Origin of the sequence: Micromonospora sp. MP36, assembly GCF_008119785.1 — a bacterium.
GTDB lineage: Bacteria > Actinomycetota > Actinomycetes > Mycobacteriales > Micromonosporaceae > Micromonospora.
Map to the genome: position 1 here is coordinate 19,545 of NZ_VSFA01000049.1, position 15,898 is coordinate 35,442.

The window sequence follows — 15,898 nt, forward strand, 5'->3', positions numbered from 1 at the left end:
ATTCCCGGCAGACATCGACGCCCCTCCCAGTCTTCAAGGTTCCTGGAGGGTCACGCACCGGCCTATCGCCGGACTACTCGCCGGCTATCACGGGGGCATCGCGTGGGGATGGCGGGACAGGGCCCCGCTGACGAGGCGCCGTCAGAGGTAGCCGCCGATCTCGACCGGCACCGCGCCGGCCGGGACCGCGCCGGCGCGCAGCGCGTACAGCTCCGCCAGGGTGGCGCCCTGCGGCGGGATCCCCGCCGAGCTGCCGAGCCACTCGGTCGCCTCGGCGTACGACAGCGGGCCGACCTCGATCCGGGCCAGGCAGCGACCCGGCCGGACGACCGCCGGGTGCAGCCGGGACAGATCCTCGTTCGTGGTGATCGCCACCAGCACGTCCCGGCCCTGCCCGAGCAGCCCGTCGGTCAGGTTGAGCAGCCGGGACAGCGCCTGCCCGGCGGCCTGCTTGGCCTCGCCCCGGATCAGCTCGTCGCAGTCCTCCAGGATGAGCAGCCGCCAGCGGCGCCCGGCGCCGCCCTCCTCGTCCTCGTCGCCCACGGCGATGTCCGAGAGGTAGGCCGCGTCGCCGAACAGCACCTCCGGGTCCAGGACCGCGTCGACCTGGCACCACTCGCGCCACTGCCGGGCCAGCGCCCGCAGGGCGGTCGTCTTGCCCGTGCCGGGCGCGCCGTGCAGCAGCACCAGCCGACCCGAGACGGACTCCGGGGTGGCGGCCATCAGCGCGTCCAGGGCGGTACGGGCGGTCGCCGCGTAGTTGTGCCGGATCGTCGTCCACTCCGGAGCGACGATCGACCGGAGGTCGCGCCGGGCGCCGCGGCGCGGGTCGTGGTGCCAGAACCCGATCCGGCCGGTGTCCGGGTCCTCGGGCTCGGCGGCCCCCTCGGTGATCCGGTCCAGGGCCGCCTGCCCGATCTCGTCGTCCACGGCGGTCACGGTCACCTCGGCGTCCCGCCCGTTCCAGGTGACCACCCGGGCGGTCCAGCCCTCGCCGTCGAGCAGCCGGTAGCGCCGCCGGTGCTCGACGGCGGTACGCAGGACCCGCGCGTCGGCGGGGGTCAGCGTGGCGTCGGGGCGGAGCCGGGACAGCCGGACCGTCCGCGCCCAGGGGTGCCGGCCGGTGACGAAGTCCGCCAGCGACAGCGCGTCGACCACGTCGCAGGGGGTGTCGGCGTCGTCGTACTGGAGGACCGAGGGCAGCTGGCTGTCAGCCGGGGCGGTACGCATCCCTGGATCATCGCCAGCGCCCGCCCCAGCCGTACAGCCCTTTACGCCGGGGCGGTTTCGAGGCGGTCCGCGACCAGGTCCCGGACCTGCGCGTAGCGCGCCCGGATGGCGGGCACGGGCTCCGACGACTCCAGCTCGGCGCGTCTGACGCCGCGCCGCGACCTGGAGCCGCCATCGGCCGCGTACTCCTCGGTGTCGCCGACGGTCCACGCCGGTGGCGCCGCGCCGCCGAGGGCGACCCAGGCGGCCTGGCGGGCGGCGCCGTCGGCGACGTACTCGCCGGGCGGCGGCACGACCACGGGCCGGCCGAAGACCTGCGGGGCGATCCGCCGCACGGCCGCTGACCGGGCCCCGCCGCCGACCAGGATGATCCGGCGGGCGGTGGCGCCCTGCGCGGTCAGCGCGTCGAGCCCGTCGGCGAGCGCGCAGAGCATCCCCTCCACGGCCGCCCGGGCCAGGTGGGCCGGGGTCGAGCTGCCCAGGGTGAGGCCGTGCAACGAGCCGGTGGCGGCGGGCCGGTCCGGGGTCCGCTCCCCCTCCAGGTAGGGGACGAGGACCAGCCCGTCCGCGCCGGGCGGGGCGGCCAGGGCCAGCTTGCTCAGCTCGTCGAGGCCGACCCCGAGCAGGGTCGCGGCGGCGTCGAGCACCCGGGCCGCGTTGAGCGTGCAGACCAGCGGCAGGAACCGGCCGGTGGCGTCGGCGAAGCCGGCCACCGCCCCGCTCGGATCGGCGGCGGGCGCGTCGGCCACCGCGAAGACCGTGCCGGAGGTGCCGATCGAGACGATCACGTCACCCGGGCCGGCCCCGACCCCGAGCGCCGCGGCGGCGTTGTCGCCGGTGCCGGGGCCGAGCAGGACGCCACCGGTGCCGCCCCGCCCGGCGAGCGCCGCCGGATCCAGTGGTCCGGCCGGGTCCGCCGGGCCGAGCACGGCGGGCACCCGGAGCTGCCGCCCGAAGGCGCGTTCCAGCAGGTCGAGGCGGTACTCGCCGGCCCGGGGCGACCAGTAGCCGGTGCCGCTGGCGTCGCCTCGGTCGGTGCGCAGCGCGTCCAGCCCCGGCGCGCCGGCCAGCCGCCAGGTCAGCCAGTCGTGCGGCAGGCAGACCGCGGCCACCCGGTCGGCCTGCGCCGGCTCGTGCCGGGCCAGCCAGCGCAGCTTGGTGGCGGTGAAGCTGGCCACCGGCACGCTGCCCGTCGCCTCGGCCCAGAACCGCCGGCCGGCCTCGCCGCCGCCCGCCTCGGCGATCAGGTCTTGCGCGGCCCCGGCGGATCGGGTGTCGTTCCAGAGCAGGGCGGGCCGGACCACCCGGCCCGCCTCGTCCAGGCAGACCATGCCGTGCTGCTGGCCGGCGACCGACACGGCGGCAACGTCGGCCAGCCCGCCGGCCGCGTCGACGGCCGCCAGCAGGGCGTCCCACCAGGCCCGCGGGTCGACCTCGGTGCCGTCCGGGTGGGGCGCCCGGCCCTGCCGGACCAGCGTGCCGGTCTCCGCGTCCCGGACGACGATCTTGCAGGACTGGGTGGACGAGTCGATCCCCGCGACGAGCGGCATGGTGGCCCGCCTCAGCGCGCGCCGAGCAGGTGCTCGACGGCGAGCTGGTTGAGCCGGACGAAGCCGTAGCCCTGCGCCCCGGCGGCCTCCGGGTCGAACTCCTCGAACGCGGACCGGTCGGCGAGCAGGTCGGCGTAGCTCTCCCCCGGGGCCAGCGTCGGCGCGGCCAGGTCGCCGACCTTGCTGGCGGCCAGCGCCTCGGCCACCTCCGGGTCGGCCCGGAACGCCGCCGCCCGCTCCTTGAGCAGGAGGTACGTGCGCATGTTCGCCTCCGCCGACGCCCACACCCCGGTCATGTCCTCGGTCCGCGAGGGCTTGTAGTCGAAGTGCCGTGGCCCGTCGTACGCGGGGCCGCCGTTCGGGCCGCCGTGCTCCAGCAGGTCGACCAGGGCGAACGCGTTGACCAGGTCGCCGTGGCCGAAGACCAGGTCCTGGTCGTACTTGATGCCCCGCTGGCCGTTGAGGTCGATGTGGAACAGCTTGCCCTGCCAGAGCGCCTGGGCGATGCCGTGGGCGAAGTTGAGCCCGGCCATCTGCTCGTGCCCGACCTCCGGGTTCAGCCCGACCCGCTCGGGATGGGCCAGGGTGGAGATGAAGGCCAGCGCGTGCCCGACGGTGGGGAGCAGGATGTCGCCGCGCGGCTCGTTCGGCTTGGGTTCAAGGGCGAAGCGCAGGTCGTAGCCCTGGTCGATCACGTACTGGCAGAGCAGGTCGACGGCCTCCCGGTAGCGGTCCAGCGCGGCGCGGACGTCCTTGGCCAGGTCGTATTCGGCGCCCTCCCGGCCGCCCCACATGACGAAGGTGCGGGCGCCCAGTTCGGCGGCGAGGTCGACGTTGCGCAGCACCTTGCGCAGCGCGTAGCGCCGGACGTCGCGGTCGTTGCTGGTGAAGCCGCCGTCCTTGAAGACCGGGTGGGTGAAGAGGTTGGTGGTGACCATGGGCACGACCAGGCCGGTCTCGTCGAGGGCCTTGCGGAACCGGGTGAGGTGGGCGTCGCGGGTGGCCGCGTCCGCGCCGAAGGGGACCAGGTCGTCGTCGTGGAAGGTGATCCCGTACGCGCCGAGCTCGGCGAGCTTGTGCACCGCCTCGACCGCGTCCAGCGCCGGACGGGTGGCGTCGCCGAACGGGTCGCGGGCCTGCCAGCCGACCGTCCAGAGACCGAAGGAGAACTTGTCGGCGGGGGTGGGACGGGGTGCCATGGCAGACCTCCGGTGGTGTCGTCCGCAATTTGTTCAGTGGTTGAATTAAATGGGCGTGGTGTGGCAGTGTCAAGGGGTGACCAGCGCCAGCACCGCCGGGGCGGTCCGGCAGGGCAGCCTCCGCGAGCTCAACCTGGCGGTGGTGCTCCGGCGGATCGCCGCCGCCGAGCGGCCCCCCTCCCGGGCCGAGATCGCCGCCGGGACCGGGCTGACCCGGGCCACCGTCTCCGCCGTCGTCGACGACCTGATCGCCGGTCGGCTGGTCGCCGAGGCGGAGCCGGCGCCGCGTACCGGGGCCGGGCGGCCGGCCCGCGGCCTGGTGCTGGCCGCCGACGGCCCGGCCGGGCTCGGGCTGGAGGTCAACGTCGACTACCTGGCCGCCTGCGTGGTCGACCTGACCGGCGCGGTACGTCACCACGTGGTACACCGCGCCGACCTGCGCCCGGTCTCCCCCGCCGACGCCCTGGACCGGCTGGCCGCGCTCGCCGCCGAGGCCCGCGCCGCGGCCGTACGCGACGGGCTGACCCTGGCCGGTGCGGCGCTCGCCGTGCCGGGCCTGGTCGGCGACGGCGGCCTGGTCCGGCTGGCGCCCAACCTCGGCTGGCGGGACGTGGACGTGCCCGGGATACTCGCCGGGCGCCCGCTCGTCGAGCCGGTCGACGGGATCCCGCCGCTGGTCGTCGACAACGAGGCCAATCTCGCCGCCCTCGGCGAGCTGCACGCCGGCCCGCCCTGCTCGGCCAGCTTCCTGCACATCTCCGGCGAGATCGGCATCGGCGCCGGGATCGTGCTCGACGGGGTGCTGTACCGAGGCGCGCGCGGCTGGAGCGGCGAGCTGGGCCACATCCCGGTGCACCCGGAGGGGCGGCCGTGCCGCTGCGGCGGGCGCGGCTGCCTGGAGCGGTACGCGGGCCAGGAGGCCGTCCTGGCCGCCGCCGGGCTCTCCGGCCGGGAACTGCCCGCCGACACCGCCGCGGCCCGGCTGGCGGACCTCGCCCGAGCCAGCGACCCGGCCACCCTGACCGCCCTGGCCGACGCCGGGACGGCCCTCGGCGTGGCCGTGGCGGGCGTGGTGAACCTGCTGGACCTGGACACCGTGGTGCTCGGCGGCGGATACGCCCCGCTCGCCCCCTGGCTCGCCCCGCCGGTGGTCGCGGAGATCTCCCGGCGGGTGCTCACCGCGGCGTGGTCGCCGGTCACGGTGCGCCCGGCCGCGCTCGGCGCGCAGTCCGCGGCGGTCGGCGGGGCCGCCTCGGTGGTCCGTCGGATCATCGACCGGCCGGTCGGCTGGCTGGCCCGTTCCGGCTGATCCCGACCTTCCTGCCCGGGTATCCGCCGGGCCGGCCGGCGGCCGGACCGGGCCAGGCCGGCGGGCCGCTCAGGCGGTACGCGCCACCGGCGGCCGTGGCTCTTCCGGGCCGGCCAGCGGGTCGCCGACCCGCTCGCCCGAGGGCTGCTGCAACGGCCACCCCTCCGCGGCGGCCTCACCGCGCCGGGCCACCGCGTCGAACTCCTGCATCCCCCGCAGCAGCGCCGCGCGCCCCTCGTCGCTCATCCCGGCCAGGATCCGGTCCAGCCGCTGCCGCCGGTCGGCCCGCAGCTCGGCGAGCAGCCGGGTCGCCTCCGGGGTCAGGTGCAGGGAGATCTCCCGCCGGTCGAACCGGCCCGGCTCCCGTTCCAGCATCCCGGCCGCCACCAGCCGGTCGCAGAGCCGGCTGGCCGAGGAGAGCAGCATGTCGGTCAGCGTGGCGAGGCGGCGGAGGTTGATCCCGTCGTACTGCTCGACGACCATGACCGCGCGTAGCTGGGCGCTGGAGAGCCGGCTCGTGGTCCGCTCCCGGGCCGCCTCCCAGACAGCCAGCAGGGTGCCCGCCGCCTCGTCCAGGGCGGCGGCCATACTCGCTTCAGGTCCGTAAGGACCGCGTTCTTCGGCCATGGTGCGCCCGAGACTACCCGCCCCACCAGGCGTACGACCTGTGCAAAGGAGCAAAGATGAGCCGACCGGAGGATCGGGTGCGCCGGGTGCTCGGCGCGGCTCCGGCCGACCTGCTGATCGACCGGCTCGCCACCGAGCTGGAGCGGGCGTACGGGATCGTCCGCACCGAGCTCTACCAGGTCGACTACCGGCTCGCGGTGCTGCTGCCGCTCCACGAGGGCGAGCCGATCACCGGCCCGGGTCACCCGGCCTGGCGTTGCTTCGACCACCAGGAGCCGGTGGTGTCGGAGGACACGGGCTGGTTCCCGGTCGGGATGCGGGGCGAGCGGCGCGGGGTGCTCCGGGTGTCGCCGCTGCCAGCCGGGCCGACCGCCCTCCGGGAGTTGGACGCGATGGCCACCGCGCTCGGCCACGAGCTGGCCGCCGTGACCTCCAGCACGGACGTCTACGTCACCGCCCGGCGCGACCGGCGGCTGACCCTGGCGGCCGAGATGCAGTGGGAACTGCTGCCCGGTCGCAGCCGCATCCGGCCATCGTTCAGCCTGGCCGGCCAACTGGAGCCCGCGTACGCGGTGCGCGGCGACAGCTTCGACTGGTCGGACGACGGGCACCGGGTCTGGCTCTCGGTGATCAACGGCTCGGGCGAGGGGGTGGCCGCGTCCATGCTCACCTCGCTGGCCACCCACGCGCTGCGCAACGCCCGCCGCGCCGAGCTGGCCCTGGCCGACCAGGCCGCCCTGGCCGACCAGGCGATCTACGCGCTGCACCGGGGCGCGCAGCACCTCTCCGCACTCCTGCTGGAGCTGGACCTGGCCGCCGGCACGATGACCGTGGTGGACGCCGGCTCGCCGCGCCTGCTGCTGCTCCGCGAGGGGGAGGTGACCGAGCAGGTCCTGGAGAAGCAGTTCCCGCTCGGCATGTTCGAGGCCACGGACTACCGGGAGCAGCAGTTCCAGCTCCGGCGCGGGGACCGGCTCTTCGTGGTCAGCGACGGGGTCGTCGACGCCACGGCCCGGCAGGTCCGCTACGGCGAGACCGCGTTGGACCGCTTCCTGCGGCGTACCGGGCCGATGGAACCGCTGGACGCGGTCCGTTCGCTGATCGGCGACCTGCGGGCGTTCGTCGCCGGCGACCTGGTCGACGACGCGGTGGTGGTCTGCCTCGACTGGCTGGGCCCCCAGCCCTGACGCGGGTGCCCCCGACCCGGCGGGTCGCGCCGGGACGGGGGGTCAGTACGCGCCGCGGCTGTTGATCACCGCGCCGAAGGTCTTCCAGAGGATGGTCAGGTCGGCGGCGAGCGACCAGTTCTCCACGTAGTAGAGGTCGAGCCGGATGCCGTCCTCCCAGCTCAGGTCGGATCGGCCGCTGACCTGCCAGAGGCCGGTCATGCCGGGCTTGACCAGCAGGCGGCGGGCCACGTCACCGTCGTAGCGGGCCACCTCGGACGGCAGCGGCGGGCGCGGCCCGACCAGGCTCATCTGGCCGAGCAGCACGTTCGCCAGCTGGGGTAGCTCGTCCAGGGACCACTTGCGCAGCAGCTTGCCGATCCGGGTCACCCGCGGATCGTCACGCATCTTGAACATCAGACCGTCGGTCTCGTTGCGCGCGGCCAGCTCGGCCAGCAGGGCGTCGGCGTTGACCACCATGGTGCGGAACTTGAAGACGCCGAACTCCTTGCCGCCCTGGCCGACCCGGACCTGGCGGAACAGCACCGGCCCCCGGCTGTCCAGCTTGATGGCGAGCGCGATCACCACCAGCAGCGGCAGCAGCAGGAGCAGCGCCAGCAGCGACACCGAACGGTCGACCAGCCCCTTGACCAGCTTCCGGGCGCCCCGGAACTCGGGCGCCTCGACGTGGATCAGCGGCAGGCCGGCGACCGGCCGGGTGTGGATGCGCGGGCCGGCGACGTCGGTCAGCGCGGGGGCCACGACCAGGTCGACCCCGGTCCCCTCGAGCTGCCAGCCGAGGCGGCGCAGCCGGGTCGCGGTGAGCGAGCCGGAGGCGGTGACCGCCACGGTGTCCGCGCCGATGGCGGTGGCCGCCTCGGGGATGCCCCGGAACGAGCCGACCACCGGCACGTCGCCCAGCCGCTGCGGCACCGGGGCGAGCAGCGCGTCCGGGATGCAGGCGCCGACCACCTGGTAGCCGGCGTACGGCTCGCGGCGCAGGGTGTGCACCAGCTCCAGGACGTGCGCGGTGTCGCCGACCACCAGCACCTTGCGGGACCAGCCGGCGCCCCGGTCACGGGCGCGGTGCAGCCGCTTACGCGCGGCGAACCGGGCCACCTCCAGGCCGATCGTGCCGACCGCGAAGGAGATGGCCAGGAAGCCCCGGGACACGCCGACGTCGGCGATGTACCCCGCGATCGCGATGCCGCCGGCCAGCCGCAGGCTCGCCGCGCTGACCCGCCGGTACTCGTCGGCGCCGTAGCCGAGCACCCGGTCGTCGTAGCAGCGCATCGCCTTCAGCGAGATCAGCCAGACCAGCAGCAGGGCGGGCGCGACCACCACGTACGGGATCTTCGAGCCGCTCGGCGGCTCGTCGCCGAAGCGGGCGACGTAGCCGATGAGGATGGCCGCCGCCAGCACGCCGGTGTCGAGCACCGCCAGGACCCGGATGTAGGCCCGTTCCGCGGCCCGCGTCGTCGGGCCGGGACGGTCGCCCCCCGACGACGTCCGAGCAGGGGTCAGCAGCGTCGCCGAGGTCACCGGCCCTCCCCACTTCGATCACGACGATCCTCTACCGCGTGACCTCGGTGGAGGGCCGGCGGCTCGGAGCACCAGGACATCTTGCCTCGACAATTATGGATACCGATTGCTTCGGACGGATTACCGTCAGTTTCCTTCCGGCGGGACGAGCCCTCCGGAAGGATTCCGCCGAGCCGGATCCCCGGTACGGCGGCAGCGGCGGGTCAGCGCGGCGCCGGCGGGCGCAGCGCGATCGCCTGCAGGAAGATCTCGCCGATCTTGGTCGGGTCGGCGGTGACGAAGGCGCCACCACCGGTCACGTCGGTGATCGACTTGAGCTCGGCCTTGCTGACCTTGTTCCCGATGCCGATGATGATCACCTGCACCGGCTGCTCCGCGTCGCGGAGCTTGCGGAGCTGGGCCAGCAGGTCCTTCTGGGAGATGCCGTTGTCGTCCTCGTTCTTGCCGTCGGTGAACAGCACGATCGAGTTGACCTTCCCGGGCTCCCAGTCCTGCTGGACGGTCTTGTAGGCCGCCAGCAGGGTGTCGTAGAGGCCGGTGTTGCCGCTCGACGGCTTGACCGTGGCCAGGCCCCGCTGGATCGCGGTGCGGTTGCTCGACAGCGGCTTGATCGGGACCACCTCCCGGTAGTCCTGCGCCCCGTTCAGGTTGGTGGAGAAGATCCACAGCCCGATCGACCAGGAGTCGTCGAAGAGGTTCAGGCCCTGGGTCGCCGCGGCGACGGTGACCTGCTCCCGGGTGGCGCCGCCCGCGGTCTCCACCTTCTCCTTCATCGAGCCCGACACGTCGATGACGCAGAGCATGCGGCCGGAGAGCGTGACCGCCGACCAGGTGGTGGTGGCCTTCTGGATGGCGGTCGGGTCGAGCCCGCCCGCGGCGCCCTGACCGGCCGGCGCGGCGGTGCTCCCGCCCGCCGGGCTCGGGGCACCGGGCAGCGCCTTGAAGCCCTCGCCCCAGTTGCCGTCGGGCGCGCGCAGCGACTGGGCGGCCAGCCGGCTCTTGAAGCCGCGGGTGGTCAGGACCTCGAAGAGCGCCTTGGCGGCGGACGCCTTCGCCGGCTCGATACCGGGCAGCACCGCGAACGGATAGTCCAAGGGGGTCGGCGGCGGGTCCAGGTAGAGGGCGGCCAGCGGGATCGGCGGCTTGGTGGCGTTGTACGCCATCACGTCCTCTTCGGACAGCGCGGCCGCGCCGAGGCCGTTGGCGACAGCCGTCGGTTCGGACGAGCGCGGGAAGCGCGCGAGGAGATCCTGCCGCAGCCGGGAACTGTTGGTGGCCAGCGCCCGCAACGCCCCGGTCATCGCCTCCCGCGCCTGCGGGGAGCCGGCGCTGCCAGCGGAACTGGCGGCGGCGGTCAGCGAGAGCAGGCCGGACAGACCGGCCGCGTCCTGGGTCGGCTCGACGATGCCGGCGCGCAGCGGCTTGCTGCTGTTGACCTGCGCCAGCAGGTCGGCCCAGGTGAACTTCTTGTCCGGCCAGCCGATCCGGGTGGCCACCGGTTCGGGCATCGCGACCACCACGGGACTGCGGGCGATCGACGCGCCGTTGGCCGGGGCGAAGGCGGTGGCCCCGCCGGACTTGAGCCGCAGCAGCCAGGTGGACGAGTCCGGCACCCAGACGTCCGGCGTCACCGCGGTGCCGCTCGCCTGCCCCACGCCGGCCAGGGTGGCGCCGTGCTTGCTGGCCACCGCGGCGGCCACGTCGACCGACTCGGCGGCGGTCACGTTCACCGCGATGCACGTGTCGCCGACCGCCGCCCCGTCCTTGACCCACTGGTCAGCCGCCCCCTTGACGGCGGGCGCGATCTCCGGGGCGGCCGCGACGGACAGCTCGATCCGCCCCGAGCAGGACGGCCCCGCCAGCTGCCGGTAGCCGAACCACGTCCCCCCGGCTACGACGGCGACCAGGGCGATGACCGCAGCGGCGGCACCTGTCCCACGGAGGTTCGAACGCATGCGATGGCGGCCAGACACGGTGACCATCTTGCGTATCTCGTGGGGTTAGTGCCACAACCGTTCGGACGAAAGTTACGCAGCAGAAACAGTTGATCACCAAAACTTTACCTTGTGTGACTGGTCAGTCATCAGAGGTGATACGGTCCACTGCGGACAGTGAGCATGGCCACGCTCCGTCACGGCCGGACGCACGTCGGGCTGGCCACCGGCACCGGCTCCCCGACCGGCTCCGGCACCCCGGTGACCGGGTCCACCCGGAAGACCCTGAGCATGTCGGCGCGCTCGTCGGCCACGTAGAGGTGCTGGCCGGTCAGCGCGAAGTGCCGCGGCCACTCGCCGCCGGTGTCGACCTCGGCCACCAGCTCCGGCGCGTCGCCGGCCAGCGCGAAGACCGCCACCGTCCCCACCCCGCGGTTGGCCACGTAGAGGAACCGGCCGTCCGGTCCGACCGCGACCTCGGAGGGCTGCACGTGCCCGGCCCGCCCGCTCGCGTCCACCCGGACCCGCTGGTGCATCCCGTCGGCCGTCACGTCGTACGCGGTGACCGTCCCGTCCAGCTCGCCGACCAGCCAGCAGCGCCGGCCGTCCGGGTGCCGGGCCAGGTGCCGGGGGCCCGCGCCGGCCGGCGTACGCAGCCGCGGGGCGCGCGGCACCAGCCGACCGGAGGCGGCGTCGAGGTCGTACCGGTAAACCGAGTCGGTGCCCAGGTCGACCGCGAGCAGCGGTCCTCCGTCCGGATCGGGCGAGACCATGTGGCAGTGCGCCGCCTCCTGCCGCTGCGGGTCGGCGCCGTGCCCCTCGTGCCGGACCAGGTCGGAGCGCTCCCCCGGTACGCCGTCCGGGTCGAGCGGGAACACCGCCACGCTGCCGCCGCCGTAGTTCGCCACGAAGAGGTGCCGCCCGTCCGGGGCGACCGCCACGTGGCACGGCTCGGCCCCGCCGGTCGGGCGGACGCCGAGCGGGGCGAGGTCGCCGTCCGGGGCGACCCGGAACGCGCTCACCTGGCCCTCGGACAGCTCGTTCACCGCGTACAGCACGGGCCGCGCCGGGTGCCGGACGAGGAACGACGGCGAGGAGGTCACCGCCACCGTGCCGAGCGGGGTCAGCTCCCCCGACACCGGATCCCGCCGGGCCGCGACGATGCCCTCGGCCCGCCCGCCCATCTCCGCCGTGTAGCCACCGACGTGGACGATCGCGTGCTGCGCGGTCACCGGTCCCACCTTCCGCCGATTCCTCCGTCGATCCAACCAGAGGCCCTCCGGGCCGGCCGGCCCGTTGGCCGTCTTTCCCGGGACCAGTTTCGGCGGTCGGCCGTACGTCCGCGACCCGTCGAGGACCGGTCAGCCCACCGGCACCGGCTCGCCCCGCTGCCGGGCGACGTGCTCGACCAGCGAGATCAGCACCAGCTTCCCGGACTGCCGGTCCCGGACGTCGCAGAGCACCAGCGGCACGTCCGGGTCCAGGTCCAGCGCGTCGCGAACCGCCTCCAGGCTGAACCGCCGGGCCCCGTCGAAGCAGTTCACCCCCACCACGAACGGGATGCCGCGCTGCTCGAAGTAGTCGATCGAGGGGAAGCAGTCGGCCAGCCGTCGGGTGTCGGCGAGCACCACCGCGCCGAGGGCCCCGAAGGCCAGCTCGTCCCAGAGGAACCAGAAGCGGTCCTGGCCCGGGGTGCCGAAGAGATAGACCTGAAGGTCGTCGTTGATGGTGATCCGGCCGAAGTCCATGGCCACCGTGGTGGTGGACTTCTCCTCCACCCCGGAGACGTCGTCGGTGCCGACGCCGGCCCCGGTCAGGACCTCCTCGGTCTGCAGCGGCCGGACCTCGCTCAGCGCACCCACCAGCGTGGTCTTCCCGGCGCCGAAGCCACCGGCGATGAGGATCTTGAGGGCCAACGGGACCCGCGGCGCGGCCGCCCCCGGTTCAGAGCGCACGGAGTCCACTGACCACCGCCTTGAGGATGTTGTCGTCGGGCAGGTGGGCGGCGGTCGGCGGCTGGTGCACCGCGACGAGCCCACGGTCGAGGAGGTCGCCGAGCAGCACGCGGACCACGCCGACGGCGAGGTCCAGGTCGGCGGCGAGGTCGGCCACGGCCACCGGACGCCGGGCCAGCTCGACCAGACGCCGGTGCTCCGGCTGGAGACCCGGCAGGCCGACCGGATCGGCCGCCGGCGCGGCCAGCACGAAGGCCACCAGGTCGAAGCCGTCGCCGGGCGGCCGCACCCGGCCGCCGGTCAGGGTGTACGGACGGACGACCGGGCCGGCGGCTCCGTCCAGCCACTCGTGCTGCGGCCCCGGTGACTCAGTCCGCATCGGCGGCACCCACCGTGCGCGCCGGGACGCTCAGGTTCTCGCCGACCCGGATGACCAGCATCGCCATCTCGTACGCCACCAGGCCGATGTCGGCGTCGGCGTCGCTCACCACCGCCAGGCAGGCCCCCTGCCCGGCCGCCGTGACGAACAGGTACGCGGACTCCATCTCCACCACGGTCTGCCGGACCGCGCCGCCGGCCAGGTGCCGGGTCGCCCCCTTGGCCAGGCTGGAGAAGCCGGAGGCGAGGGCGCAGAGGTGCTCCGCGTCGGTGCGGCTCAGCTCGGCCGAGGCGCCGAGCAGGAGCCCGTCCGCCGACAGCACCACCGCCTGGCGGGCGGCCGGCACCCGCTCCACCAAGTCGTCGAGCAGCCAGTCGAGATCGGCGTTCTGCCGCGTCGTATACACCACTAGGCGTCCCTCTCAGTCGCGGGCGGAGGTTCCGGAGCCGGCGCCGGCTCCGGAGGGGAGGGCTCGGCGGCCCGTTCCCGGGCCGCGTCGGCGGGCGGGCCGCCCCGGAACCGGGCGGCGGGGTCGTGGGGTTGGCCGGCCGGGCGGGCGACCCCCCGAGCGACGCCCACGGCCGGACCGGCGGGCTCGACGGTGGCGCGGGCCGCCGGACCGGCGGGCTCGACACCGGCGCGGGCGGCCGGACCGGTGGGCTGGGCGGTTGTTGCGGTCGGGTCGGCGGCGGACGTGGTGGGGCCGGCGGCGGCGCGGGCCGCCCCGTCCCGGCGGCCCCGGGCGGTGCCGGCCTGGAGGGCGGACATGGCGCGCCGGGCCTCCTCGGGCGGGCGGTGTGCCGGGGTGTCCGCGACGACGGGTCGGGGACGGGTCGCCGGACCGCGCCGGCGGACCCGGCGGGGCAGGCCGTCGCCGTCCGCGGGCGCCTCGACCGACGAGGTACGGCCGGCGGAGAGCGGGACCACCGCCGAGTCGGGGCGTTCCCGGCCGGACCGGGCGGTACGCGGCCGGGGCAGCGCGGTCAGCCGGGTCACCTTGGCCATCCGCCGGTCGCCGGCATCCGCCGCCCCGGCGCCCGGGCCGGCGCCCACCGGCGGCTCCTCGGTGACCAGGTCGGCCGGGACGAGCACCAGCGCGGTGACGCCCGCCGGGGTGGCCGGCCGCAGCTCGACCCGGACACCGTGCCGGGCGGCCAGCCGGGCGACCACGAAGTGGCCCAGCCGGGCGCTGTCGGCGGGGTCGAACTCCGGAGAGCGGGACAGCTTGCGGTTGGCGTCGGCCAGCGCCTGCGCCGACATGCCGAGCCCGTGGTCGGTGATCTCGATGGCGTACCCGGCCGGCACGGTCCGCCCGGTGACGTCGACCCGGGTGCCCGGCGGGGAGAAGGCGGCGGCGTTCTCGATCAGCTCGGCGAGCAGGTGGATGACGTCGCCGACGGCCCGGCCGAGCAACCCGGTCGGCTGCACCTCGCCGATGTCGACCCGGTCGTACTGCTCCACCTCGGAGATGGCGCCGCGCACCACGTCGACCGCGGCGACCGGGTTCCGCCAGCCCCGGCCGGGGGCCGCGCCGGCGAGGATGACCAGGTCCTCGGCGTGCCGCCGGAGCCGGGTGGCGAGGTGGTCGACCTGGAACAGCCCGGCCAGCTCGTCCGGGTCCTCGGTCTGCCGCTCCAGCCGGTCCAGCAGCGCCAACTGCCGGTGCACCAGCCCCTGGCTGCGCCGGGCGATGTTGAGGAACACCTCGTTGAGCCCCCGGCGCAGGGTGACCTCGTCGACGGCGGCCTGCACGGCGGTCCGGCGTACCTCGTTGAAGGCCCGCCCCACCTGGCCGATCTCGTCGCCGCCGTGGTCCAGCTCGGGCGCCTCCCGGGCGACGTCCACCTCCTCGCCGCGGCGCAGCCGCGCCACGACGTCCGGCAGCCGGTGCTCGGCCATGTCCAGCGCGGCGGTCCGCACCCCGGTCAGCCGCCCGGCCAGCGACCGGCCGACCCGCAGCGCCACCAGTACGCAGATCACCACGGCGAGCAGGCCGAGCACCCCGGCGGCGGCGAGCCGGCTCAGGATGCCCACCGCCAGCGGCACGGACCGTTCGGCCAGCCCGTCGGCGCCGCGCAGCTCGAAGTCCCGCAGGCCCTGCGAGACCGCGGCCTGGCTGGACTCCCAGGTGCGCACGTCGAGCTGGGCCGGCAGGTCGCGGGCGCGGATCAGGGTGTCCTGGAGGCCGTGCAGCTGGACGAACGCCTCCCCCTCGGTGAGCCGCTGGTACGCCGTACGCTCTCCCGGCGGCAGGTCGGCGACCGCCGTCTCCGCGAGGAAGCGCTGGTTGTCGATGGTGCGGACCAGTTGTTCGTGCTCGCCCTCGGCGTATCCGCCGGCGGTGAGCGCGCCGGCGAGCAGCGCGTCCGCCTGACCGAGCAGCTCCCGCGACCGGCCCAGCGCGGTGAGCGCCAGCGCCTGCCGGTTGAGCTGGCTGTCGGGAAGGGTGGCCATCGCGGAGAACGCCTGGAAGGCCGAACCGATCATCCCGCTGTAGAGGCCGATCGCTCCGGCCCGGTCCACCTTCCGGCCGTCGATGAAGCCCCGGCCGGCGGGCAGGGCGTCGAGCGCGGAGACCAGCTGGTCCAGCCGGGCGTCGAGCAGCTCGTCGGCGGCGTCACGCAGCTTCTCCCCGTCGACCCGGCGGCGCAGCTCGGCGACCGCCCGGTCGGTGCGCTCCCGCTGCTCGGTCAGGGCCGGCAGGGTGGTGTCGCCAGCGAGCTGGACGACCGAGAGCCGCCGTTCGTGTTGCAGTTCGGCCACCACGGCCTCGCCCGGCCGGCCGAGGTCGTAGAGGAGCGTGCGCGCCGCGAGCAGGTCGAGGGCGGGCCCGAAGGTCAGCGTGACGGCGAAGATCCAGAGCGCCAGCAGCGCGCTCACCGGACCGATGACCAGCGCGGTCAGCTTGGCGCGGATCGGCCAGTCACGGGTGTTCATCAGACCTCGCCCGGAAGGTGTCGCAGGGGTGGCGCCGGCACCGGCCGGAAGGTCTCCGACCGTGACGCCG

General features: G+C 75.1%; 13 protein-coding genes. 2 read left to right on the forward strand and 11 right to left on the reverse strand.

Annotated features, from left to right (window positions below):
- Positions 1 to 141: 141 nt before the first annotated feature.
- The 3 genes from FXF52_RS25860 to xylA are packed head-to-tail and all read right to left on the reverse strand — an operon-like array spanning position 142 to position 3,979.
- Positions 142 to 1,230: a DUF5925 domain-containing protein gene (locus FXF52_RS25860; protein WP_148800934.1), complete on the reverse strand. Its 1,089-nt coding sequence runs from the start codon at positions 1,228 to 1,230 to the stop codon at positions 142 to 144.
- 41 nt (positions 1,231 to 1,271) lie between these two features.
- Positions 1,272 to 2,780, reverse strand: a complete 1,509-nt coding sequence (gene xylB / locus FXF52_RS25865) for a xylulokinase (RefSeq protein ID WP_148800935.1) — start codon at positions 2,778 to 2,780, stop codon at positions 1,272 to 1,274.
- 11 nt (positions 2,781 to 2,791) lie between these two features.
- Positions 2,792 to 3,979 (reverse strand): xylose isomerase, encoded by a 1,188-nt coding sequence (gene xylA, locus FXF52_RS25870; protein ID WP_148800936.1) that lies wholly within the window; start codon positions 3,977 to 3,979, stop codon positions 2,792 to 2,794.
- A 49-nt stretch (positions 3,980 to 4,028) separates the two neighbouring features.
- Between xylA and FXF52_RS25875 the strand changes: the two genes are divergently transcribed.
- Positions 4,029 to 5,288, forward strand: a complete 1,260-nt coding sequence (locus tag FXF52_RS25875; RefSeq protein ID WP_148800937.1) for an ROK family transcriptional regulator — start codon at positions 4,029 to 4,031, stop codon at positions 5,286 to 5,288.
- Between the two features lie 69 nt (positions 5,289 to 5,357).
- Here the strand turns inward: FXF52_RS25875 and FXF52_RS25880 are convergent, their stop codons facing one another.
- Positions 5,358 to 5,876: a MarR family winged helix-turn-helix transcriptional regulator gene (locus FXF52_RS25880; protein ID WP_148800938.1), complete on the reverse strand. Its 519-nt coding sequence runs from the start codon at positions 5,874 to 5,876 to the stop codon at positions 5,358 to 5,360.
- A 95-nt stretch (positions 5,877 to 5,971) separates the two neighbouring features.
- On the opposite strand from FXF52_RS25880, the gene FXF52_RS25885 reads away from it, so the two are divergent.
- Positions 5,972 to 7,102 carry a PP2C family protein-serine/threonine phosphatase gene (locus FXF52_RS25885; protein WP_148800939.1) on the forward strand — a complete coding sequence of 377 codons (1,131 nt, stop codon included), beginning with the start codon at positions 5,972 to 5,974 and terminating at the stop codon, positions 7,100 to 7,102.
- 42 nt (positions 7,103 to 7,144) lie between these two features.
- Here the strand turns inward: FXF52_RS25885 and FXF52_RS25890 are convergent, their stop codons facing one another.
- The 7 genes from FXF52_RS25890 to FXF52_RS25920 all read right to left on the reverse strand — a co-directional run bounded on the left by FXF52_RS25890 (position 7,145) and on the right by FXF52_RS25920 (position 15,828).
- A complete protein-coding gene (locus tag FXF52_RS25890) occupies positions 7,145 to 8,623 on the reverse strand; it encodes a sugar transferase (protein WP_148800940.1) in 1,479 nt (492 codons plus the stop codon).
- 203 nt (positions 8,624 to 8,826) lie between these two features.
- Positions 8,827 to 10,578, reverse strand: a complete 1,752-nt coding sequence (locus FXF52_RS25895; protein ID WP_148800941.1) for a substrate-binding domain-containing protein — start codon at positions 10,576 to 10,578, stop codon at positions 8,827 to 8,829.
- A 176-nt stretch (positions 10,579 to 10,754) separates the two neighbouring features.
- Positions 10,755 to 11,789 (reverse strand): lactonase family protein, encoded by a 1,035-nt coding sequence (locus tag FXF52_RS25900; RefSeq protein ID WP_187413690.1) that lies wholly within the window; start codon positions 11,787 to 11,789, stop codon positions 10,755 to 10,757.
- Positions 11,790 to 11,918: 129 nt separating this feature from the next.
- A complete protein-coding gene (locus FXF52_RS25905; RefSeq protein ID WP_148800943.1) occupies positions 11,919 to 12,521 on the reverse strand; it encodes an ATP/GTP-binding protein in 603 nt (200 codons plus the stop codon).
- The gene (locus FXF52_RS25910) at positions 12,502 to 12,891 is read right to left on the reverse strand and encodes a DUF742 domain-containing protein (RefSeq protein WP_148800944.1); all 390 of its coding nucleotides are present in this window, start codon (positions 12,889 to 12,891) and stop codon (positions 12,502 to 12,504) included. The genes FXF52_RS25905 and FXF52_RS25910 overlap by 20 nt, the downstream gene beginning before the upstream one ends.
- Complete coding sequence (locus tag FXF52_RS25915) at positions 12,881 to 13,300, reverse strand: roadblock/LC7 domain-containing protein (protein ID WP_148800945.1); 420 nt, start codon at positions 13,298 to 13,300, stop codon at positions 12,881 to 12,883. The genes FXF52_RS25910 and FXF52_RS25915 overlap by 11 nt, the downstream gene beginning before the upstream one ends.
- Complete coding sequence (locus tag FXF52_RS25920; protein ID WP_148800946.1) at positions 13,300 to 15,828, reverse strand: nitrate- and nitrite sensing domain-containing protein; 2,529 nt, start codon at positions 15,826 to 15,828, stop codon at positions 13,300 to 13,302. Before FXF52_RS25920 ends, FXF52_RS25915 begins: the two co-directional genes overlap by 1 nt.
- Between the last annotated feature and the right edge of the window lie 70 nt (positions 15,829 to 15,898).